This is a genomic window from Spartobacteria bacterium UBA695, from assembly GCA_002298145.1.
Classification (GTDB): domain Bacteria; phylum Verrucomicrobiota; class Verrucomicrobiia; order Chthoniobacterales; family Chthoniobacteraceae; genus UBA695.
Window position 1 is genome coordinate 98,322 of sequence record DBMP01000025.1, and the last position, 21,494, is coordinate 119,815.

Below are 21,494 nucleotides of genomic sequence, written 5' to 3' on the forward strand. Positions count from 1 at the left end.
TTTGAAAGTAAATTGTTTAAAACTACGATGAATCCACTTATCCTCCTCCTAAATGCGCGTTTCAAAACAAAACCATGTCGAAAACATCGGATTAGTTGATCAGACGTCGCCTCTGGCTCCCCCAAGCCAAATTATGAGTATTGGATATTACCACCACCCGGCGATGGAGGTCCCCGCCTTCGAGCGGATCCCGCCCCGGATGGAACGGGTGGAGGTGGTCACGGGCGGGCGCTGCTGGGTGGTCATCGAGGGCCGGGAGACCGAGGTCAGCGCCGGAGCCATCCTCTGGCATCACGAGGGGGACCAGACGATTTCGCGCAGCGATCCCGAGGCCCCCTACCGCTGCCTCAACGCCATGTTTCAAGCACCACGCAACCGGGGCCGCCGACGCGTTCCCCGGCTCACCTGGTGGCGGGACGTCGAGGCGATCGAGTCCTTCATCACGGAAACGGTGCGAGCGTATGTGGACGACCGCTTCGAGCGCCACGCGCTGCTCGCCTACACCTACGGGCGGCTGCTGTTCCAGGCGCGCCTCTGGGAGCAGACCAGCGGGCGCTCCCAGCTGCCGGAGAAACTGCGCCAGGCGCTCGAAATGATCGAACAGCGCCCGGCCTCGCTACGCGACATTGCCCGGGAGGTCGGCTGGTCCGTGGCGCATTTGCACGAAGTCTGCCGAGAAGTCCTCCAGGCCACGCCGCACGAACTCGCGCTGCGCCACTATATGAAGATCGCCCGCGAGCGCCTGGCCGGGAGCGACCGCCCGCTCAAGCAGATCGCCACCGAGTGCGGCTTTTCCAGCGCAAGCGCCTTCTGCCATGCCTTCAAACACCGCCTGGGATTAACGCCGCTCGAATACCGCAAACTCAACCAGCGCCAATGAAGCAGGTATGCCGCTTGAAAACGGGGCGCGAATAGGGGATTCTCCCAGCCATGTCCATTGCCGCCGACGATCAGCCTTACCTCACCCGGGCCGAAGGGTTCCTGGGCCTCGGGATGTCTAGGGAAGCCGAAGCGGAGCTTGCGAAAATGAGCCCCTCGACGGTTGCCGCGCCGGAGGTCCTCGTGGTGCGCCTGGCCGTCTACCAGGAAGAACGGCGCTGGGCGGCCATGCAAGCGGCGGCACAGAAGCTCGCGACGCTCGACCCGGGAAACTCCCAGTGGGCCGTCTCGCTGGCCTACGCCACGCGCCGCGCCGAGTCGATCGAAGCAGCCCGGGCCATTCTGATGGACGCCCTCGACCGCTTCCCCACCGAAGCAATCATCCCCTATAACCTTGCCTGCTACGACTGCCAATTGGGCGACCTCGGCGCGGCCCGGCAATTCCTGGACATCTCCCTGCGCCTCGCTCCGGAAATGAAGCCGATGGCCCGCGAGGACGAAGACCTCAAGCCCCTCTGGGACAGCCCCGAGACGGCATGCTAAAAGCCCGCTTTTCTAAAAGCGCTCGCCCCGGCCGAGGGAATGCACTATTTTTCGATTCCGATGCGAAAAGTGAATCCCAAAACCTCGGCTGACCCCACTCCGCCCCCGACGTTGGAGGATTACAGCGCCGAGCCCATCGTCGCGATGACCGCCAGCCCGCAGCCGCCGCGCCCCGCGCATCCGGAGCGCTACCTCCACTACCATCGGCATTACGAACTGCTCTACATCACCAAAGGCGTGCGGGAATTGTGGGTCGAGGGCCGCGAATACCGCGCCGAAGCGGGCGACCTCATCGTCTTCAGGCCCGGCGAGGCCCATGGCGAATACGCCGGGACCCGCACCATCTCATTCTTCGTCTACCGCTTCCGGCCGGAGGACCTGTCCAATTCCCACCTGGAATTCCCGAGCACCCGTAACCGCTGCCCCGTGCTGAACCTGCCGCAGAAAGCGGAGTTCGTGGCCCTCTTTAACCGGATCTGCACCGAGTTCAGCCAGCAGGAGCCCGATTCGCAAATGATGCTCGGCGCTTACCTCGTGGAGTTCATCGTGAAACTGCGCCGGGCCGTCCAAGGCAGTGCCACGAAGAAACCTGAGAGCAACATGCGCGACCAGATCCGCCTTGCGGCCTCGCTCCTCCAGGAAAACGTCTCGGCGGGCATGGCGCTCGAAAAGCTGGCCCGGCGAACCTTCATGAGCACCTCCCACTTCGCCCACAGCTTCAAGGCCTGCGTCGGCGAAAGCCCCCGCCGCTACCAGATCCACGAACGGATCGAACAGGCCAAGGTCCTCTTGCTGGAAACGGCCAAGCCCGCCACCGAGATCGCACAGCAGCTCGGCTACACATCCCCCTATTTTTTCTACCGCCAATTCCGGAAAAAAACCGGCTACACAACCGCGCAGTTCCGCGAACGGTTCAACCCGGCTTAAACCCGCGCCGAGAGCCCCGCGATGAGGACGTGAATCACCCGTTTGAGCCGCTCCTCCCTGGGGGCGGACGGGTGCCTGGGGATCGAAAGCGGATGCACGAAACTTGCCGTGGCGTCCTCAAAAAGCATCGCGGCATCCACCGCGTCGATGGGCGCGAACACCCCGGACTCGATCCCCTGCTCGAAAATCTCGCGGAAAACATCGAAGAGCGCCTTCTTGCGTTTGGCGATGGCGTCGGGGCGGGCCTCGATCACCTTCCGGAACGCAAGAAACATCTTCGGGTCCTTCTCGTACTTGGAGCGCCTGCGCCGGTAGATCGCCAGCGTCACCGCCTCCAGCCGCTCCGGCACCGTGCCAGGCCGCGCGGCCACGCTCTTGATGAACCCCTCCACATCGGCAAGCCATTCGTCCATCACCGCGTCGAGAATCTCGGCCTTTGAGCGGAAAAACCGGTACACATTGGCGTGCGACATCCCGAGCGAGCGCGCCACATCCACCACCGTCACCTTCTCCTCTCCGTACTGGCTCACAAGCGAACGCGTCGCCTGAACAATCAGATGGCGCGTTGGGGATTCTTTGGCAGATTCAGGTGGCATGCGTTGCTTTGATTTTTATGACAACTGACAAAAAATGCAACTTGTAACCACCCGAATTCGTCCTAAACTTCCGCTCGACACCACCCGAGATCTCACATGCTTCAACATCCTATTTCCGAGAAGCCCTCGAATCTCCCCGGCTCGGTACCGGAGACACCAAAGCCAGCGTGGAAACGCCACCTCGTTCGCTGGAGCTTCATCGTCTTGGCCATCGCGGCCCTGGGCTACTGGCATTTCCGAGGCCCCGGCCATAGCGCTCCCTCGGGGGGCGCTCCAGGCAACGGCAGGGGCGCATTCCGGCCCGGAGCGGGAGTGGTGCCCGTCGTGGCCACGCCCGTCGTGCAAAAAGACCTCCCCATTTATCTAGAAGGCCTGGGCACGGTCCAGGCACTCAACACCGTGACCATCCGCCCGCGCGTGGACGGCCAGCTCGTGCAGGTCGCCTTTACCGAAGGGCAGCTCGTCAAGGCGGGCGACGTCCTTGCCAAGATCGATCCCGCGCCCTTCCTGGCCACCCTCGCCCAGGCGGAAGCCAAGAAGCGCCAGGACGAAGCCACGCTAGCCAATGCCCGGCTCGACCTCGCCCGCTACGCCGAGATGCTCCCCCGCAAGGCCACCTCGCAGCAGGCCTACGACACCCAGAAGGCCCTCGTAGCCCAAGACGAGGCGGCCGTCAGCGCGGATGAAGCCTCCGTGCAGAGCGCCCGCGTCCAGCTCGCCTACACCACGCTCACCTCGCCCATCGAGGGGCGCGTCGGCCTGCGTCAGATCGACCAGGGCAACATCATTTACTCCTCCGGCACAACGGGCCTCGTCGAAGTCACGCAGCTCCACCCGATCACCGTCATCTTCACCCTACCGCAGCAGAACCTGCCCGCCGTGCGCGAGGAAATGGCTAAAGCGCCCCTCCCTGTCGTCGCCGTCGATCGCAACGACGGCCCGGCGCTCGGCAACGGAACGCTCTCGGTTTTCGACAACGCCATCGACTCCACTACCGGCACCATCAAGCTGAAAGCCGTCTTCCCCAACGACGACCTGAAGCTCTGGCCCGGCCAGTTCGTCAACGCCCGGCTGCTCCTCTCCACGCGGAAAAACGCCGTGGTCGTCCCAGCCGCCGTCATCCAGCGCGGGCCGAATGGCGAATTCGCCTTCGTCATCACCAAAGGCAGCGGCGCAAACGGCCACGGGCACGGCGGCCATGGCGACAAGCCCGCCGCCGCCCCGAGCCCATCAGCGGCCTCTTCCGGCGGCGCGGCCCCCGGCGCGGGCGGCCCCGAGCTGAGCGTCGAAGTGCGCCCCGTCAAAGTAGCGCTCATCCAGGACGGCCAGGCGCTCATCGACTCCGGTCTTGCGCCCGGCGAACAGGTCGTCCTCGAAGGCCAGTACCGTTTGCAGGCCAACTCCCGCGTGCGGCTTGAGAAATCGGCCCGGGCCGCCGACGCAGAAGCGGAACAATAATTTCCCGTGAACATCTCCGAGCCGTTCATCCGACGTCCGATTGCCACGTCGCTCCTGATGGTGGGGGTCATCATCATGGGGCTGCTGGGCTACTCCCTGCTGCCGATCTCGGCGCTGCCCGCCGTCGATTTTCCCACCATCCAGGTCACCACCCAGTACCCCGGCGCGAGCCCCGAGGTGATGGCCTCCTCGGTCACAACCCCGCTGGAGCGCCAGTTCGGCCAGATCAGCGGCCTGGCCATGATGAATTCATCGAGCTCGTTTGGGAACTCGACCATCACCCTCCAGTTCAACCTCGACCGCGACATCGACTCCGCCGCGCAGGACGTCCAGGCCGCCATCAACGCTGCCAACGGCGTGCTGCCGAAGTCGATGCCCAACCCGCCGACCTACAACAAGGTCAACCCAGCGGATACCCCCATCCTGACGCTGGCCATCACCTCGGACATCCTGCCGCTGGAGAAAGTCAACGACATCGCCGACACCGTCCTGGCGCAGAAGCTGAGCGAAGTCACCGGCGTCGGCCTCGTCACCATCGAGGGCAACCAGAAGCCCGCCGTGCGCGTGCGCATCAACCCCGGGGCCATCGCCAACTACGGCATCAGCCTGGAGGAAATCCGCACCGCACTGACGCAAAACAACGTCAACAACCCCAAGGGGAGCTTCGACGGCACCCGCCAGGCCTACTCCATCGGCGTCAACGACCAGGTCTTTTCCGCCGCCGAGTACAAGCCGATCATCGTCGCCTACCGCAACGGCTCGCCCATCCGGCTCCAGGACATCGGCGAAGTCGTCGACAACGTGGAGAACGTTCGCATGGCAGGCTGGGTCGGCAGCAAACCGGCCGTCATCCTCGACATCCAGCGCCAACCGGGCGCGAACATCATCGAGACCGCCGACCGCGTCAAACAGCTCCTCCCTCGCCTGCGCGCCTCCATCCCCCCCTCCGTCCAGATCCACACGCTCATCGACCGCACCGAGACGATCCGCGCCTCCGTCTCCGACGTCCAGTTCACGCTGGTTCTCACCGTCGTGCTGGTCGTCATGACGATCTTCATTTTCCTGCGGAAATTTTGGGCCACGGTCATCCCGAGTGTGGCGCTGCCGCTGGCGGTCATCGGCACCTTCGGCGTCATGCAGTTGATCGGCTTCAGCCTGGATAACCTCTCGCTCATGGCGCTGACCATCTCCACCGGGTTTGTGGTGGATGACGCCATCGTGATGATCGAGAACATCGTCCGGTACATCGAGGCGGGCGACACGCCGATGGAGGCCGCGCTCAAGGGAGCCAAGCAGATCGGCTTCACGGTCATTTCGCTGAGCGTCTCGCTGATCGCCGTTTTCATCCCGCTGCTCTTCATGACGGGCGTGGTGGGGCGGCTTTTCCGCGAGTTCGCCATTACGCTTTCCATCGCCGTGGCCGTCTCGGCGGTCGTCTCGCTGACCTTGACGCCCATGATGTGCTCGCGCCTGCTCAAGGCCGAGGCCGAGGAGAAGCACGGGCGGTTTTTCCAGATCACCGAGGGCCTTTTCGAGCGGCTCCTGCGCGCGTATGACACGGGGCTCAAGTGGGTGCTGGCCCATCAGCGCTTCACGCTGTTCGTCGCCATCGCCACACTGGTTCTCACCGTCTGGATGTACCTGATCATCCCCAAGGGCCTGCTCCCGCAGCAGGATACCGGCCTCATCATCGGCGTGACCGATGCCGAGCAGTCCATCTCGTTCACCGGCATGGCCTCGCGGCAGAAGGCCATCGCGGAGATCGTCCAGCGCGACCCGGACGTCGTCAACGTCGCCTCGTTCGTCGGCGCGGGCACCGTCAACGCCACCGTCAACACCGGCAAGCTCTACATCGCCCTCAAGCCGCGCGACCGGCGCAAGGAAGGAGCCGACGAGATCATCGCCCGACTGCGCGAAGCCACCAGGAACGTCCCCGGCATCACGCTTTCCATGCAGGCGGTGCAGGACGTGCAGATCGACAGCCGCGTGAGCCGCACGCAGTACCAGTACACGCTTCAGGACGCCGACGAAGCCGAGCTCGCCGACTGGGCCCCGGCGCTCCTGGCGAAAATGAAGACGCTGCCGGAGCTTTCCGACGTCGCCAGTGACCAGCAATCCGGCGGCCTGCAAGTGGCCATCAACGTGGACCGCAACAAGGCCGCACGGCTCAACATCCTGCCCGATGCCATCGACCAGACGCTCTACGACGCCTTCGGTCAGCGGCAGGTCTCCGTCATCTTCACACAGCTCAACCAATACCGAGTCATCCTGGAGCTGCAACCCGGCTTCCAGCTCACGCAGGACGCGCTCGCGCATGTCTACGTGAAATCGAGCCGCGGCCAGATGGTGCCGCTCAACGCCTTTGCCACGCTAAAAACCGTTAGCGCCCCCTTGACCATCATTCACCAAGCGCAGTTCCCCGCCGTCACACTCTCCTTCAATATCCGCCCCGGCAGCTCGCTCGGCGCGGCGGTCGAGGCGATCCAGAAAGCGCAAAAAGAGATCGGCCTGCCGGAAACCATCGTCACCACGTTCTCCGGCAGCGCGGCGGAGTTCCAGTCCTCGCTAGCCAGCGAACCGCTCTTGATCCTCGCGGCCATCGTGGTCATCTACATCGTCCTGGGCGTCCTCTACGAAAGCTACATTCACCCGATCACCATTCTCTCCAGCCTCCCCTCGGCGGGCGTCGGCGCGCTGCTGGCCATGATGCTCTGCCGCACGGAGCTTTCGCTCATCGCGTTAATCGGCATCATCCTCTTAATCGGCATCGTGAAAAAGAACGCCATCATGATGATCGACTTCGCCCTTGAGGCCGAGCGCGAGCAGGGCCTCAAGCCGGAGGAGTCGATCTACCAGGCGTGCCTGCTGCGCTTCCGGCCCATCATGATGACGACCTTCGCCGCGCTGCTGGGCGCGCTGCCGCTGGCGCTGGAAACGGGCACCGGCTCCGAGCTGCGCCGCCCGATGGGCATCTCGATCCTGGGCGGGCTGCTCCTCTCGCAGTTCATCACCCTCTACACCACGCCGGTCATCTACCTCTACATGGACCGCCTGGCCCGGTGGCTGCGGCCCGCGCATCACCCGACGCCCCAACCCGCCCACGCGGAATAACCCCGGAATGAACCTTTCGGAGCCATTCATCAAACGGCCCGTCGGGACCTCCCTCCTGGCCATCGGCCTCGCGCTGCTGGGGGCCACGGCCTACCACTTTCTACCCGTGGCCTCGCTGCCGCGCGTCGATTTCCCGGTCATCAACGTCTCCTCCTCCCTGCCGGGCGGGGACCCCGCCACCATGGCCTCCGCCGTGGCCGCGCCGCTGGAGCGCCGCCTTAGCCAGATCTCCGGCATCACGGAGCTCACCTCAGTCAGCAACCTAGGCAGCTCCTCCATCTCGATCCAGTTCGACCTTTCGCGGAACATCAACAGCGCCGCGCGCGACGTCCAGGCCGCCATCAACGCCGCCGCCAACGACCTCCCCACCACCCTTCCCAGCCGCCCCACCTACCGCAAAATCAACCCGGCCGACGCGCCGATCCTGATCCTAGCGCTCCAGTCCGCAACCCTCGCGCCGAGCAAACTCTACGAAGCCGCCGACCAGGTCATCGGCCAGAAGCTCTGCCAGGTCGAAGGGGTCAGCCAGGTCAACATCAACGGCGCGGAGAAATCAGCCGTTCGCGTCCAGATCCAGACCGCCGCGCTCGCCGCGACAAGCCTCTCCCTGGAAGACCTGCGCACCTTCCTGGGGAGCGTGAATGTCAACTCCCCGCTCGGCTCGCTGGAGAGCGACCGCCAGGCGCTGACCCTGCAAAACAACGGCCAGCTTTTCGACGCCGACCTCTACCGCAACCTGGTCGTCACGCAGCCCAACGGCACGCCGATCACCCTCAACGCACTCGGCAAAGTGGTCAACGGCGTCGAGAACCAGCGCCTCGCCGCGTGGGCTGGCAACCAGCCCGCCGTCCTGATGATCATCTTCAAGCAGCCCGGCGCGAACGTGATCGAAACCGTGGACCGGATCAAAGCCGCGCTGCCGCAGCTTCAAAAATGGATCTCCCCGGCGATCGAAACCAACGTCATCATGGACCGCACGCAGACCATCCGCGGCTCCGTGGACGACGTGGAGCTTTCGCTCGTCTTGAGCATCGCGCTGGTGGTCATGGTCATTTTCCTCTTCCTGCGGCGCTTCTGGCCGACGTTCATCGCCAGCATCACCGTGCCCCTTTCGCTCGCCGGGACCTTCGGCGGGATGTACCTGCTCCATTACAGCATCGACAACCTTTCGCTCATGGCGATCACGGTCTCCGTCGGGTTCGTCGTGGACGACGCCATCGTGGTCATCGAAAACGTTTTCCGCCACGTCGAGGCGGGCGATTCCGTGATGCAGGCGGCGCTCAAGGGGGCGCGGCAGATCGGCTTCACGGTCATCTCCATGAGCACTTCGCTCGTGGCCGTTTTCATTCCGCTGCTCTTCATGGGCGGGCTCATCGGGCGGCTCTTCCACGAGTTCGCCGTAACCCTCAGCCTGGCCATCCTGGTCTCGGGAGTCGTCTCGCTGACCTTGACGCCGATGCTCTGCTCCCGGTTCTTGAAAAAGGACGCCGATTACCCGCCCCCGGGGCCGTTCGCCCGCGCACTCGAAGCCGGGTTCGACCGCCTGCTGGCCGGTTACGAGCGGGGTCTCCAGTGGGTGCTGCGTCACCAAACCTTGATGCTCGGGGTAGCCGTCGCCACGATGGTAGCGACCGTCGCGCTCTACCGGGTCGTCCCAACGGGGTTCTTCCCGCAGCAGGATACCGGGCTCATCATGGGCACCACCGAGGCGGCTCAGGACGTCTCCTTCGCCACCATGGCCCGGCTGCAACGGCGCGTGGCCCGTATCGTGATGGAGGACCCGGCAGTGGCCAATCTCGGCTCGTTCACCGGCGGCAACAACGTCGTCAACAACGGCCGCATGTTCATCTCGCTCAAGCCGCTGAAAGAACGCAAAGCGACCGCCGAAGAAGTCATCAACCGCCTGCGGCCCAAGCTCGCCCACGTGGAGGGGATCACCCTCTTCATGATGCCCGCCCAGGACGTTCGTGTCGGCGGCCGCAGCTCCAAGACACAGTTCCAGTACTCACTGCAATGCGCTGACCTGGGCGACCTCAACCATTGGTCCGACCTGCTCCTACAAAAGCTCAAAAGCCTCCCGCAGCTCACCGGCGTCACCAGCGACCAGCTCACCGGCGGCCTCCAGGCTAATGTGGAAATCGACCGCGACGCCGCCTCGCGCCTGGGCGTCTCTCCGGAGGACATCGATAATACTCTGTACGACGCCTTTGGCCAGCGCCAGGTGGCCACCCTCTACGGGCGCTATAACCAGTACCACGTCGTCATGGAAGCCTCGCCCAAGGAGCAGATGGACCCGGCGATGTTGAACCGCATTTACGTCAAATCCGGCGCGGGCAAGCAGGTCCCACTTTCCGCCGTGGCCAAGTTCAGCTTTGGCAACGCCTACCTTTCCGTCAACCACCAGGGGCAGTTCCCCTCCGTCACGCTTTCCTTCAACCTCGCCCCCGGCGTATCGCTCGGCGAGGCAACGGAGCTCGTGCAAAAGGCCAAGGAGGAACTGCGCATGCCCTCGCGCGTGCAGGGGAGCTTCCAGGGCACGGCGCAAGTTTTCAAGGCTTCCATGGCCAATATGCCGCTGCTCTTTTTCGCCTCGCTCGTCACCGTCTACATCGTGCTCGGGATGCTCTACGAGAGCCTGATCCACCCGATCACCATCCTCTCAACGCTCCCCTCTGCGGGCGTGGGGGCGCTGCTGGCGCTCATCTACTGCGGCTACGATCTCTCGCTGGTCTCGTTCATCGGGATTATTCTCCTGATGGGCATCGTGAAAAAGAACGCAATCATGATGGTCGACTTCGCCCTCGACGCCGAACGCAACCAGGGGCTCTCGCCCGAGGAAGCCGTCTACCAGGCCTGCATCATCCGGTTTCGCCCGATCATGATGACCACCATGGCGGCGCTGCTGGGCTCGGTGCCGCTGGCGGTCGGCTACGGCATCGGCTCCGAACTGCGCCGCCCGCTGGGCATCGCGGTCGTGGGCGGGCTGCTCTTTTCGCAGGCGCTAACGCTCTACACGACGCCCGTGGTCTACCTCTTCTTCGAACGCCTCCACCGCGCGTTCGTTCGCGTAAAGGCACGGCTCGCCGCCCGCCCTCGCGCGGCCCGGATCGCAGCTCCCGAGGGGTTGTAAAACGAATTTTACAAAAGGGCCTCGTTCCCAATCTCCAGATTGGGAACGCCATTGGGAGCGAATCTCCGATTCGCAGGGGTGGGGAATCTGGAGATTCGTAACGAGAATTAAGTACCCCACGCCCTCAAGGCGCTCACTCGCTTCAAGATACTGCTGACGATGATCCGCTCGTAGCTCTACCCGAGCGCTTCCAGGCTGGTATTCGCCTCGATGAGCCCCTTCGGGTTGCCGATGTCGAGCCGTTTGCCGCCCAGGCGCGCGCCGTAGAAGCCCTCTTTTTCCATCACCGTGCGCATGGCGTCGGTGAGCTGGATCTCGCCATTGCGGCCCGGCGGGCAATCTTGCAGCGCATCAAAAATGGCAGGGGTAAAAACGTACCGTGCGGCAAAGGCATGGGGCGGCAGTTGCGTCCCGTCGTCGCGACGCAGGCGGGGGGCCTTTTCCGGCGCGGGTTTCTCCTCCATCGCGTCGAGCCGGAAGAGCCCGTCAGCCTCCACGAGCCCCCCAGCGATGCCGTAGCGCGAAACGCGTTCCTCCGGGCACTCCTCCAGCGCCACGCACGAACGGCCTTGCGTGCGCGCCAGCTCGACCATGCGGCCCAGCGGCGAAGGCCCGGCGATCACGGTATCGGCCAGCATGACGGCGAAGGGTTCGTCGCCCACAAATTCACGCGCCATCAGCACCGCGTCCCCCAGGCCGCGCATTTCCGGCTGGTAAACGAACTGAAAGCGGGCGAGCCCGGCCGGGCTGCGGAACTCCGCCAGGGCCTCCAGCTTGCCCGCGCGCTCCAGGATGCCTTCAAAAAACGGCTCGGGCTCGAAGTAGCGCCGGATGGCTTCCTTAGATTGGTTGATAATGATGAGCACGTCCGTGCAACCGGCGGCGGCGGCCTCCTCGGCCACGTAATGGATTACCGGCTTGGCTCCGAGCGGGAGCATCTCTTTCGGGACGGCTTTGCTAATCGGCAGGAAACGGGTGCCCCAACCGGCGGCGGGAAGAACTGCTTTCATCGGACGGTGGCGGGGAAGGCTTGCTTGTCGCAGAGCGGCTCGGTGAGGCTGAGGCGCAGGACGCGGATGCCCTTGGGCGCAAAGGCGCTCTCCAGTTTGGCAAAGCCTTCGTCGCCATCGAAAATGCCGACGATCGCCCCGCCGCTTCCGGCAAAGTTGGCACTGGCTCCGGCCTTGCGAGCGGTAGACACCAGTTCGCGGTTGCCCTCGCCTACGTCATAGAGCGAGGCGCGCTTGTCGAAGTTGGCGTCCATGAGCTGGTGGAGGAGCTTCACGTCCCCCTTGAGCAGGCCCGCTCTAAATTGCTCGGCCAAGTCGGCCCAAAACGCCATGGCGTCCACGACCTCCTTCTCCCCGGCCTTCCAGCGGGCGCGGATGTCGTTGTGGAAGACTTCCGTCCCCTCGGAAAGCTCAGCACGGTAGGCGACGTAAAGGGGGGGCAGTAGATCGGGAGCGAGCAGGGTGTATTCGCCGTAGCCGCGCGATTCGAGGTACTTGCGGTCGAAATCCATGAACACCACGCCCTGGTAGGCCTGGGCCACGCGGTCCTGGAGCCCAGAGGGGATGCCCAGCTCGTTGTTCTCGACGCTCAAGACGAGGTTGGCCAGCAGGTGGCGCGGAATGGAGACGCCGTAGAAGGCCATGAGCGCGCGGGCGCAGGCGGTAATGATGGCGCTCGACCCGGCGAGGCCGACGCGGGAGGGAATGTCCGAGCTATAGCGCAGGGTGAACTTGCGCCCGTCGAGCTCGATGCCGTAGCGCAGGCAGTAATCGTAAAAGACCTTGATCGTCGCCTTGAGCAGCCGGAATCCTCCGTAATACCCGTGCAGCTTCACATCGCGGTGCAGTTTCTCGATGCTTTCGAAAACGGAGTGGTCGCGGCGGCTCGGGACCAGCTCGATCGAGGGGCTCTCCCACATTTCAATGGAGGCCTGGAAGCCCTTGAAGCAGGCGGAAATGGTTTTGCCGTAGTAACCGTCGGAAGGGTTGCCGATAAGGCCGGCCCTGGGGTACGAGAGGGTGCGTATGATCATGGGAGATTTAAAGAGAGGGGAGAAAAAAGCCTAGCGGATGCGAACCAGCTCGCCCCGGCCGCGCACGGTGTCGCTGCGCTCGCTGCGGCGGGAGGTACTCTTCAGGGTCACTTCATAGCTGACGCCGAGGTGGCGTTCGTCGGCGCCGGGCCGCAGGATGTATTTTTTAAAAATCAGGACGTCGGCCTTCCCCTCCTGGAAGCCTTTCTGCGAATGGGCTCGGAGGAATTCGCCGTCCCAATCCGCCGGGATGGCCCCCTCGGTAAGGGGAGAGAGGCGCGAATCGGGATCGCTGCTGAAGGGCGGCAGCGCGGTCACTTTCAGCGTGCCCATGTCGGGCCCGATCTCGATGAGGTAGGTCACTTCTTCCCTCCCTCCGTTTTCCTTCCGCTCGAAAATAAACGTTCCCTTCCACGCCCCGGCGAGCGATCTCGCCTGCGCGGTGGGAGTGCCGGGCCGGAAGGGCTTGAGCTGAACCTGGGTGTAAGCGGCAGAACTACCGAACAACAAAAACGCAAACGCGACGCAACGAAACTTCATTGAAAAAGGACTAGTTCTTCCCGTTCTTCGGCGGATCGAGGTGGATGATGGTCTCACCCGGTTTCATCACGTCGAGCCGGTCGCGGGAAACAATCTCAAGGTAGGCCGGGTCGTTTTTGAGGAGCTGCTCCTCCCGGATGCGCCGCGTGTTGAGCGCTTTTTCGCGGCTAAGGTCATTCTGGAGGCGCCTGATTTTCTCGCTCTGCTCCCGGTACTGCTTGATAATCGGGACCGACATGATCACCCCACCAACGCACACGCCGAGGATGATCACGAAGATCAGGAAACGGTTGAGTACCTGGAACGCGCTGTCGCTGCGTCCACGCTCAATTTCGCCATAGGAGGTCCCGTTCACGTGCGGTTAGAAAGTTACATGATTCCCGGCGTAATCCCGAAACTCTGGGGGTATTTTGCTAAAATAACGCCACCTTATCGAATTAGCCAAGGCAAAAAACGGGCGGCATCCCTTAAAGAATGCCGCCCGCCATGAAAACCATGGTCTACTGGAGAAAAGCTATTACTTGAGCTTGCCGCCGTAGATGGCGTTCTCGCCGAGGATCTGCTCGATGCGGAGCAGCTGGTTGTACTTGGCGATACGGTCGGTGCGGGAGAGCGAACCGGTCTTGATTTGGCCGGCGTTGGTGGCCACCGCGATGTCGGCGATGGTGGTGTCTTCCGTCTCGCCGGAGCGATGGCTGATGACCGAGGTGTAGCGGGCTTCCTTGGCCATTTCGATGGCGTCGAGGGTCTCGGTGAGCGTGCCGATCTGGTTGACCTTGATCAGGATCGAGTTGGCAACGCCCTGGGCGATGCCCTTGCGCAGGAAGTCAACGTTGGTGACGAAGAGATCGTCGCCGACGAGCTGGATCTTGTCGCCGAGCGCGTCGGTGAGGAGCTTCCAGGTCGTCCAGTCGTTTTCGGCGCAGCCGTCTTCGATGGAGATGATCGGGTACTTGGCGACGAGGGCCTTGTAGTAGTCGACGAGTTCGGCGCCGGTGCGCTTGGAGCCGTCGGACTTCTTGAAGACGTAGAGATTGCTCTCGGCGTCGTAGAATTCGGAGGAAGCGGCGTCGAGGGCGACGAAGATGTCCTTGCCGAATTCATAGCCCGCGTTCTTGACGGCCAGCGCGATGGAGTCGAGGGCGTCCTCGGCGGAGTCGAGCTTGGGAGCGAAGCCGCCTTCGTCACCGATGGCGGTGGAGAGGCCGCGGCTCTTGAGCACGCTCTTGAGGGAGTGGAAAACTTCGGTGATCTGGCGGAGAGCTTCCGAGAAGGTCGGGGCGCTCTTCGGGATGATCATGAATTCCTGGAAGTCGATCGGAGCGTCGGAGTGCGCGCCGCCGTTCAAAATGTTGGCCATCGGGACCGGCAGAACCTTGGCGTTGGGTCCGCCGATGTATTTGAAGAGGGGAATCCCGAGTTCGGCGGCACCGGCGTGGGCGGTGGCGAGGGAAACGGCCAGGAGGGCGTTGGCGCCGAGCTTGGATTTGTTCGGGGTGCCGTCGAGTTCGATGATGGTCTTGTCGATGGTCACTTGATCGAGGGCGTCGAAGCCTTCGAGGGCGGGAGCGATGACGTTGGTGACGTTGGCAACGGCTTTCTGGACGCCTTTGCCGAGGTAACGGCCCTTGTCACCGTCGCGAAGCTCGTGCGCTTCGTGTTCGCCGGTGCTGGCGCCACTGGGGACGGCAGCGCGACCCACGGCGCCGCTAACCAATTTCACGTCGACTTCAACAGTCGGGTTGCCGCGCGAGTCGAGGATTTCGCGCGCGATGATTTCGGAGATATAAGACATAATCTGGTTTAAAAGAAAGTGGGCAGTTTTCAGGGACGGCGGGGTCGGGTCAATTCTTTTCGTTCGGGTGGGGGGAGATTTTATCAGGAACTTGAGGAACTCAGGAAAAAGGCGGTGATTGAGGAAAGTTTGACGCTACGCAAGCGTTCTGCAATAGTACCACCTTACATCTTAAAAAATCTGCATTGGCAGAAGTTGGGCATTGAAAACCTGAGAAATTTTCCGAAACCAACGTTTCCAGCCACGCCGAAACCTCGGCGCGGCTCGGGCGCGTTTTGGTTTCGGGCTTCTCAGGGCCTTCAATGCCAACGCGACTCGGGTCGCGCCCTTCTTTTTTGCCTGTGCGCACAGGCTTATGATCCAAAGAACGAACGGAAGTCCCGACCCTGCCCCAAGGCTGTATTACAACCCCACCTATTACGCTCAAAATATCTGCCGCTACCGGAAGATTCGTCCGCACGGCGATGTTCTTTTGCGAGTGGAAGCCTTCGACTATCTGCTTATTTCCGTGTTGCAACTGACCAACATCTCCGCCTGCTGCCTGGAGCTCCAGGCCGTGCACGTGGATTACGCTTTCCCCCTCTTTGCGACGGTGGAAAACACCCCGGATCTTTTTTCCAAGGCGCAGTATCCGCTGCCCTTCGCTACAGAGGCATCGCTTTCGCTGTTGCTCAGCAACCACATCACCTCCGAGCGGTTCCTGCCGTTCGGAGCGCCCCCGCCCAAGCCTAAAAAGGTGGTCGTCACCACCAACTCGGGGCTGCTCATTTTCGAACCGGAAGAGGGGTAAAAACTACCCGCTCCTTGGACGCTAGGGCAGATCATTGTTGTCCCGTTGCAGTTCGGCGCCGGTCAGGGTGATTCCGTAGGTCATCCCGCTACATGTTCCGACGATTTTGATGACCTCGCCTTTGCTGATGATGGGGACCCAGGTGCCGTTTTTTACCGAGTCGCTGCGGTGGTGGTGCTTTATGGGGCTATAGGTGGAGCGGGTTTCATGGGAGCGCACCTCCAAGGAGGTTTCGTTGACCCGGAACTCGTACCCGTCTTTTCCTTGGATGGTGCTGCCGTTGATGACGTTGGCGGCGTACTTTTTCATCTTATTGAGCTCGACCTTGACGCTCGGAAGGCCGTCCCCGGTTTTTAAATAGACAAAGGCGGCGCTCACGGAGTTCTCGGGCTGGGCGATCCGCTGGATTTCGCCGCTCACCGTGATTCTTTTGCCGGTGTATTTGGCGACGCTTTGGCCTGTTTTGAAGTCCTCCGCCAACTTACGAACGTCCACAACGCTCTCGGCATTGTCGGAGGGGATCTCGGCTTTTTTTTCCTCCACGAGCCCGGGAATGATGGCCGACTCGGAAGGCTTGGGCCCGGCAATCTGCTGGGCGATGAGGTAGGGCCAGTTGGAGGTTTTAAAAAACGCCGGATTCGAAACCCGCAAGGCGTTGACGATCTGGATGAATTTGAGGTTCATCGGCGATCCGCTGACCCCGATGTCGGGAAAATCGGCGACGGTCTTTTTCTGCCACTCCTCCACGGTCTGCTGCGCCCAAAGAGCCTGCGACATGAGTAATGAGCAAATAACCGCCGCTAGACTTACGGTATGACGCATGGTGTTTGAACCTTTGATAACCTGCGTTCAACACTATCGGGTAATCAATTTTCAGGTCAAACAAAAACCCGGCGGCCCTTCGGGCTTACAAACTACGCACGCTGACTTCCCCGGTGCAGATGACTTTCACGGAGCCGTCGGGCAAACGAACCCTCAGGCCGCCGTCGGCCTCCAGCCCCTCGGCTTGCGCTTCATAGGGGCCAGCCGGGTCGTGCACCATGACGGAGCGGCCCAAAAGCACGCTGCGGGCCCCCGCCTCGACGACGATGGAGGTGAAGTTCCGCTCCAAAATGTTGTAAAGCGCATCAAGCTGCCCGAGCAGGGCGGCGGCGACGGCGTTGCGGTCCAGCGGGGCGGCTTGCGAACCAGCGGCAAGGCGCAGGGAGGTGGCCAGGCCGCGGATTTCCTCGGGGAAGGCGGTCTGGTTGACGTTCACGCCGATGCCGACGATGGCCCAGCCCTCGGGGCCCGGTGCGCTTTCGGCCAAAATGCCGACGGCTTTCCGTCCGCCGAGGTGAATGTCGTTGGGCCACTTGATCCCGGCATGGCAACCGGGCAGGGCAGCTTCCAGCCCCCGGGCGACGGCCACGCCTGCCCAGGTGGTCAGCCGGGCCCAGTCGGCCAAGGGCCACGTGGGGCGCAGCAGCACGGAAAACCAGAGTCCCTCGCCCGGCGCGGACTCCCACTTGCGCTGCATCCGGCCCCGACCCGCGCTCTGGGTCTCGGCAAAGATGACGAGCCCCTCGGGGGCTCCGGCGCGAGCGAGCTGGGCCGCCACGTCATTGGTGGAGGTGGTTTCCGCAAGCACCTGGATTTCCCGCCCAATGCGCCTGGAGGAGGGCAACCGCGCGGCGATGGCTTCGGGAGAAAGGGGGGTGTCCATAGGGAAGGTTTTATAGGCGCTTACCGCTCCCGCTTCAACTCCAGCGAGAAGTCGACCGCCGGGGCGGAGTGGGTCAGCGCGCCGATGGAAATAAAGTCCACCCCGGTGGAGGCGATGGCCTGGACGGTCTTTAAATTGACGCCGCCGCTGGCTTCGAAGACGACTTTCCCCGCCCCCAGGGCCACGCAGGTCTTCATCTCTTCAATGGACATGTTGTCGAGCATGATGACGGCCACGCCCTCCAGGGTCAGGAAGCCCCGGACCTGTTCCACGGTGTCGGCTTCGAGTTCCACGCGGATCTCCGGGTGGTCGGCGTGCAGCCGGGTGATTGCTTTGCGCAAAAAATCGAGGTCGTCCCGGGCGGCCAGGTGGTTGTCTTTGACCATGGCCATGTCGTAGAGGCCGATGCGGTGATTGGTGCCGCCGCCCGCCTTGACCGCCGCCTTCTGGATGAGGCGCAGGCCGGGAGTGGTCTTGCGGGTATCAAGGATCTTCGCCCGGGCTCCGGGAACCTCCGCCACGGCGTCCACGAAATGCCGGGTGAGTGTGGCGACGCCGGAGAGCTGCTGGATGAAATTGAGCGCCGTCCGTTCGGCGGTCAGGATGGAGGCGACGGAACCGGCGATTTCCAGCACAACGGTGCCGGGCGCTACTTTCGTGCCGCACGGGTTGACGATCTGGACCTCCAACTGGGGATCGACCTGCCGGAAGACCTCGGCGGCGAGCGCCACCCCGGCAGCCACGCCCTCCTGCTTGGCAAAGATGCGGGCGCGCCCCTTCTGGGCGGGGTCAACGAAGTAGGCACACGTCACGTCACCGGGGCCGATATCCTCGGCGAGCGCGGCGCGAATCACTTGGGCAATGGCGGGGTTGGAGGCGTGAGAATCTGGCATGCCTCCATTGCCTACCTTGGAGCGGGCCGCATCGCAACCCGGAAAACAGGGTAAAACGGCATAAAAAAAGCGGAGCACTTAGGATGCTCCGCGAAATTCAGCTTTTAGGAGAAAATGGATTCGGGCCGCGCACGGTAAAAACAAACCCCTTCATTTAAAAACCCGCGCACGGCCCGAATCACCCCCTCAACGGTAATTAAGACAGGGCCCCTTGCGGTTCGTTCAAAATAAAAGACGATTGTTCAAAATATTTTTCCGGACCCACAGACCCGCGGATTTTCGCCCCCCGGTTACTCTGAAAAATAGTCCCGGGCGCGCCCCAGGGCCTGAAGCGGAAAGTAGTGACGGTACATGTTGTAGTTGATCATGAAGCCGCGGCTAAGCTCCCGCCCTTGGGCCAGCAGCGCCGTGTCGCGGTTCATGCTGATGCGCTCGCCGACGCCGTAGCCGGGGAAGCCGCAGCCGACGTAGTAGGGCTCGTCCCAGGTGCGGTCGTGCTGGTGATCGGTGAGCCACTGCACGCCGCGGCGAATCGAGGCGTCGTACTTGGGGTTGCCGATGGCCAGGAGGCCGATCAACGCCCAGGCGGTCTGCGAAGGGGTGTTCGGCCCGGAGGCCCGCATCGAGTCGTCCATGTACGATTCGCACGATTCGCCCCAGCCGCCGTCTTCCCGCTGTTTGGAAGCGAGCCATGCGGCGGTTTTCTGGATGCGCGGGTCGTTCATGTCAAAGCCGACGGCGCGCAGGCCCGGCAGCACGAGGGCCGTTCCGTAAAGGTGGTTGACGCCCCAGCGGCCAAACCAGCTCCCTTCGGGCTCCTGCTCGCTCATGACGAAATCGACGGCTGCTTTAACGACCGTGTCTTTGAGCGTGTAGCCCATGAGGCCGAGGGCTTCGAGCTTGTGGCCGGTCAAGTCGGCGCTCGGCGGGTCGAGCACTTCGCCAAAGTCGCAAAAGGGAATCCGGGTAAGAACCCACTTGTCGTTGTCCTTATCGAACGCAGCCCAACCGCCGTTGGAGGATTGCATCGCCTTGACCCATACCTCGGCACGGAGAATGGCCCGCTCGATCCGGCGATGGAACTCCTTGGGGGCGATTTTCAGAATCCGGACGAGGACGATGAGCGCCACCGCCGTGTCGTCCAGGTCGGGGTAGTACAGGTTGGCTCGCTCGAAGGCCCAGCCGCCGCATTCGACGCCCTTGACCGTCAGCGCCCAGTCCCCCTTGACGAGGATCTGGTGCTCCAGCACCCAATCGAGCGCGGGGGCGAGGCCCGGGAAGGTCTCAAAGGTTTCGCCGCAATCCAGGAGCGCCTGCATGGTGAGCACGGTGTCCCACACGGGCGATTCGCTGGCCTGGAGGTAGATGGCGCCGTTGCGTTCGTAGGACCAGTGGTGATTCCAGGCGTCCAGGCCCCGGTGCATGACGGCGTGGGAAAGCGGATAGCCCTCTACGTGCAGGGCCATGAGGCTGTAGATCCACGGGGGCTGGATGCCGCCCCAAGCGCCGTCGGCGTCCTGGTGCTTGATGATCCATTCCAGGCAAAGCTTGATGGCTTCCTCCCGGCCCGGCTTCCAGCTGCTCTTCATGTAGGCGTGGAGCATTTTTTCCCCAAAGCGGAAGAACGTGGGCCAGAAGCCTTTGAGCCGCTTGGGCATGGAGTAGTCAAACTTCTCCCGGCCTCCCGGAAAGAGTTCATCCAGGCGACACCCCTCGGGCAGGGGCCGCACGGGCGTGCGCGCGGAGACCACGGCCAAGGGGACGATGGTGGCCCGGGCCCAGCTGGCGAACCAGTAAAGGTTAAAGGGCGCGCCGACCGGGACGCAGATCAGCTCGGGCGGCACGGCCGGGGTGTGTTCCCAGGGCCATTCGCCGATGAGCGAGAGCCAGATCCGGGTGAAATTGCGGATTTTGCGCAGTCCGCCGTGGGAAAGGATCCACTCCCGGGCCTTGCGCACGGGGGCGGCGTCCGCGGCGTAGCCGGAGCAGCGCAGGGCCGCGTAGCACTCCACGGTGGTATTGATGTCCCCCATCGGGGCGTGGTGAAAGACTTCCCAGGAACCGTCCTCGCGCTGTTCACGCAGGATCGCGCGCAGGACGCCCTCGTGCTTCGGGTCGTCTTTAATGCCCAGAAAATGCATCCCCAGGACCCATTGGGCCTCCATGCAGCTGTTGGACTCCAGCATGCCGACCCAGAAGCCGTCTTTCTGCTGCTCGTCCTTAAGCCATTCCAGGGCCTCGCCGATGGTCCCGTCGACCGTGGACCGGATCGGGCTGGCCTCGGTAAGCTCCGGGGCATCCGATGCCTCGGCGGCATCGCGCAAATTGCAGGTGTAATTCATAGAAAGGGAAGTTTTCACGCCCTGGAGGAAGATAAGGTGCTCCGAATTCCGTCAGCCAAAGCGCCCAAGGTCGACTCCAAATCAAAGGCGGGGTCCACCGCTTTCCGTGCGATGGCGCCGTCAATGAGGGCATTGAGCCAGATGGAGCAGGTCTCCAGATCCAGCCCGGGCGAGACTTGGCCCTGCTGCATGGAGGCGTGCAACAAGCGTTTCAGGATACTGCGCATCTGTCGGTCCACCAGGAGCCACGCCCGGCGGATCTCGTCGTTACGGGAGGCCTGGGCCGCGATCTCCAGCCAGAGCCGCCCCTCCACGGGCCTGCAAACATAGCGGATACTGCTGAGCACGAACCCGATGACACTCTCCAGCGGGTCGGAACTTTCCAGCAGCTCCTCGTAAACCGGAAGCAGCACTTTCCCCGCCTCGTCGACAATCGCCAGGATGATGGCCGATTTGCTCGGGAAATAGCGGTAAAGGGCTCCGGGGCTCATTCCCGACACCTCGCAGATCTCGGCCATTCCGGTGGCGTCGAATCCATGCCGAATGAAGCACCGCCGGGCGGCATCAAGGATGGCCCGGCGCTTTTCAAAGCGGCGTTCGTCAGTGGAAATCACGTGGGTTGGCATGGAGAATGAACGTTCGCTCTTTTCTTTAAGATTGAGCCGAGTGTCAATTAAAACCATCACAGCGGCAGGAGATTGAGGCTGTTTTAAGGGTTCCCCCGGGGGCGGAATTCCGGGC

18 protein-coding genes are annotated in these 21,494 nt (G+C 62.9%); 7 read left to right on the forward strand and 11 right to left on the reverse strand.

Annotated features, from left to right (window positions below; all coding sequences use genetic code 11):
• Nucleotides 1-133 precede the first annotated feature (133 nt).
• The 3 genes from B2828_RS14465 (at nucleotide 134) to B2828_RS14475 (ending at nucleotide 2,349) form a co-directional block, all read left to right on the forward strand.
• Entirely contained in the window at nucleotides 134-880 is a 747-nt protein-coding gene (locus tag B2828_RS14465; protein WP_479634477.1) for a helix-turn-helix transcriptional regulator, read from the forward strand.
• Nucleotides 881-930: 50 nt separating this feature from the next.
• Nucleotides 931-1,422 carry a TPR end-of-group domain-containing protein gene (locus tag B2828_RS14470; protein WP_479634478.1) on the forward strand — a complete coding sequence of 164 codons (492 nt, stop codon included), beginning with the start codon at nucleotides 931-933 and terminating at the stop codon, nucleotides 1,420-1,422.
• A gap of 69 nt (nucleotides 1,423-1,491) precedes the next feature.
• A complete protein-coding gene (locus B2828_RS14475; protein ID WP_479634479.1) occupies nucleotides 1,492-2,349 on the forward strand; it encodes a helix-turn-helix domain-containing protein in 858 nt (285 codons plus the stop codon).
• On the opposite strand, the gene B2828_RS14480 is transcribed toward B2828_RS14475, so the two are convergent.
• Nucleotides 2,346-2,945, reverse strand: coding sequence for a TetR/AcrR family transcriptional regulator (locus B2828_RS14480; protein WP_479634480.1), 600 nt, complete (start codon nucleotides 2,943-2,945; stop codon nucleotides 2,346-2,348). The two genes, B2828_RS14475 and B2828_RS14480, sit on opposite strands and share 4 nt — an antisense overlap.
• 96 nt (nucleotides 2,946-3,041) lie before the next feature.
• Between B2828_RS14480 and B2828_RS14485 the strand changes: the two genes are divergently transcribed.
• From B2828_RS14485 to B2828_RS14495, 3 genes are read left to right on the forward strand one after another with little or no spacing between them, the layout of a single operon-like run.
• Nucleotides 3,042-4,403, forward strand: a complete 1,362-nt coding sequence (locus B2828_RS14485) for an efflux RND transporter periplasmic adaptor subunit (RefSeq protein WP_479634481.1) — start codon at nucleotides 3,042-3,044, stop codon at nucleotides 4,401-4,403.
• Nucleotides 4,404-4,409: 6 nt separating this feature from the next.
• Nucleotides 4,410-7,514: a multidrug efflux RND transporter permease subunit gene (locus B2828_RS14490; protein ID WP_479634482.1), complete on the forward strand. Its 3,105-nt coding sequence runs from the start codon at nucleotides 4,410-4,412 to the stop codon at nucleotides 7,512-7,514.
• A 7-nt stretch (nucleotides 7,515-7,521) separates the two neighbouring features.
• On the forward strand, nucleotides 7,522-10,644 hold the full coding sequence (locus tag B2828_RS14495) for a multidrug efflux RND transporter permease subunit (protein ID WP_479634483.1): 3,123 nt from the start codon (nucleotides 7,522-7,524) through the stop codon (nucleotides 10,642-10,644).
• Nucleotides 10,645-10,820: 176 nt separating this feature from the next.
• Here the strand turns inward: B2828_RS14495 and B2828_RS14500 are convergent, their stop codons facing one another.
• The 5 genes from B2828_RS14500 to eno all read right to left on the reverse strand — a co-directional run bounded on the left by B2828_RS14500 (nucleotide 10,821) and on the right by eno (nucleotide 15,023).
• The gene (locus B2828_RS14500) at nucleotides 10,821-11,654 is read right to left on the reverse strand and encodes a UTP--glucose-1-phosphate uridylyltransferase (RefSeq protein WP_479634484.1); all 834 of its coding nucleotides are present in this window, start codon (nucleotides 11,652-11,654) and stop codon (nucleotides 10,821-10,823) included.
• Nucleotides 11,651-12,688, reverse strand: a complete 1,038-nt coding sequence (locus tag B2828_RS14505) for a mevalonate kinase family protein (protein ID WP_479634485.1) — start codon at nucleotides 12,686-12,688, stop codon at nucleotides 11,651-11,653. The genes B2828_RS14500 and B2828_RS14505 overlap by 4 nt, the downstream gene beginning before the upstream one ends.
• A 30-nt stretch (nucleotides 12,689-12,718) precedes the next feature.
• Nucleotides 12,719-13,228 carry a hypothetical protein gene (locus tag B2828_RS14510; RefSeq protein WP_479634486.1) on the reverse strand — a complete coding sequence of 170 codons (510 nt, stop codon included), beginning with the start codon at nucleotides 13,226-13,228 and terminating at the stop codon, nucleotides 12,719-12,721.
• Between the two features lie 10 nt (nucleotides 13,229-13,238).
• Entirely contained in the window at nucleotides 13,239-13,583 is a 345-nt protein-coding gene (locus B2828_RS14515) for an FtsB family cell division protein (protein WP_479634487.1), read from the reverse strand.
• A gap of 162 nt (nucleotides 13,584-13,745) precedes the next feature.
• Nucleotides 13,746-15,023: a phosphopyruvate hydratase gene (eno, locus tag B2828_RS14520; protein ID WP_479634488.1), complete on the reverse strand. Its 1,278-nt coding sequence runs from the start codon at nucleotides 15,021-15,023 to the stop codon at nucleotides 13,746-13,748.
• A gap of 478 nt (nucleotides 15,024-15,501) precedes the next feature.
• On the opposite strand from eno, the gene B2828_RS14525 reads away from it, so the two are divergent.
• Nucleotides 15,502-15,813 (forward strand): hypothetical protein, encoded by a 312-nt coding sequence (locus tag B2828_RS14525; RefSeq protein ID WP_479634489.1) that lies wholly within the window; start codon nucleotides 15,502-15,504, stop codon nucleotides 15,811-15,813.
• A 21-nt stretch (nucleotides 15,814-15,834) separates the two neighbouring features.
• Here B2828_RS14525 and B2828_RS14530 read toward each other — a convergent pair whose 3' ends face one another.
• The 5 genes from B2828_RS14530 to B2828_RS14550 form a co-directional block, all read right to left on the reverse strand.
• Nucleotides 15,835-16,635, reverse strand: a complete 801-nt coding sequence (locus tag B2828_RS14530) for an OB-fold protein (RefSeq protein ID WP_479634490.1) — start codon at nucleotides 16,633-16,635, stop codon at nucleotides 15,835-15,837.
• Nucleotides 16,636-16,720: 85 nt separating this feature from the next.
• Nucleotides 16,721-17,518: a biotin--[acetyl-CoA-carboxylase] ligase gene (locus B2828_RS14535; protein ID WP_479634491.1), complete on the reverse strand. Its 798-nt coding sequence runs from the start codon at nucleotides 17,516-17,518 to the stop codon at nucleotides 16,721-16,723.
• A 20-nt stretch (nucleotides 17,519-17,538) separates the two neighbouring features.
• Nucleotides 17,539-18,411, reverse strand: a complete 873-nt coding sequence (nadC, locus tag B2828_RS14540) for a carboxylating nicotinate-nucleotide diphosphorylase (protein ID WP_479634492.1) — start codon at nucleotides 18,409-18,411, stop codon at nucleotides 17,539-17,541.
• A gap of 290 nt (nucleotides 18,412-18,701) precedes the next feature.
• Nucleotides 18,702-20,753, reverse strand: a complete 2,052-nt coding sequence (shc, locus tag B2828_RS14545; protein ID WP_479634493.1) for a squalene--hopene cyclase — start codon at nucleotides 20,751-20,753, stop codon at nucleotides 18,702-18,704.
• A gap of 14 nt (nucleotides 20,754-20,767) precedes the next feature.
• Nucleotides 20,768-21,379 carry a TetR/AcrR family transcriptional regulator gene (locus tag B2828_RS14550; protein WP_479634494.1) on the reverse strand — a complete coding sequence of 204 codons (612 nt, stop codon included), beginning with the start codon at nucleotides 21,377-21,379 and terminating at the stop codon, nucleotides 20,768-20,770.
• Between the last annotated feature and the right edge of the window lie 115 nt (nucleotides 21,380-21,494).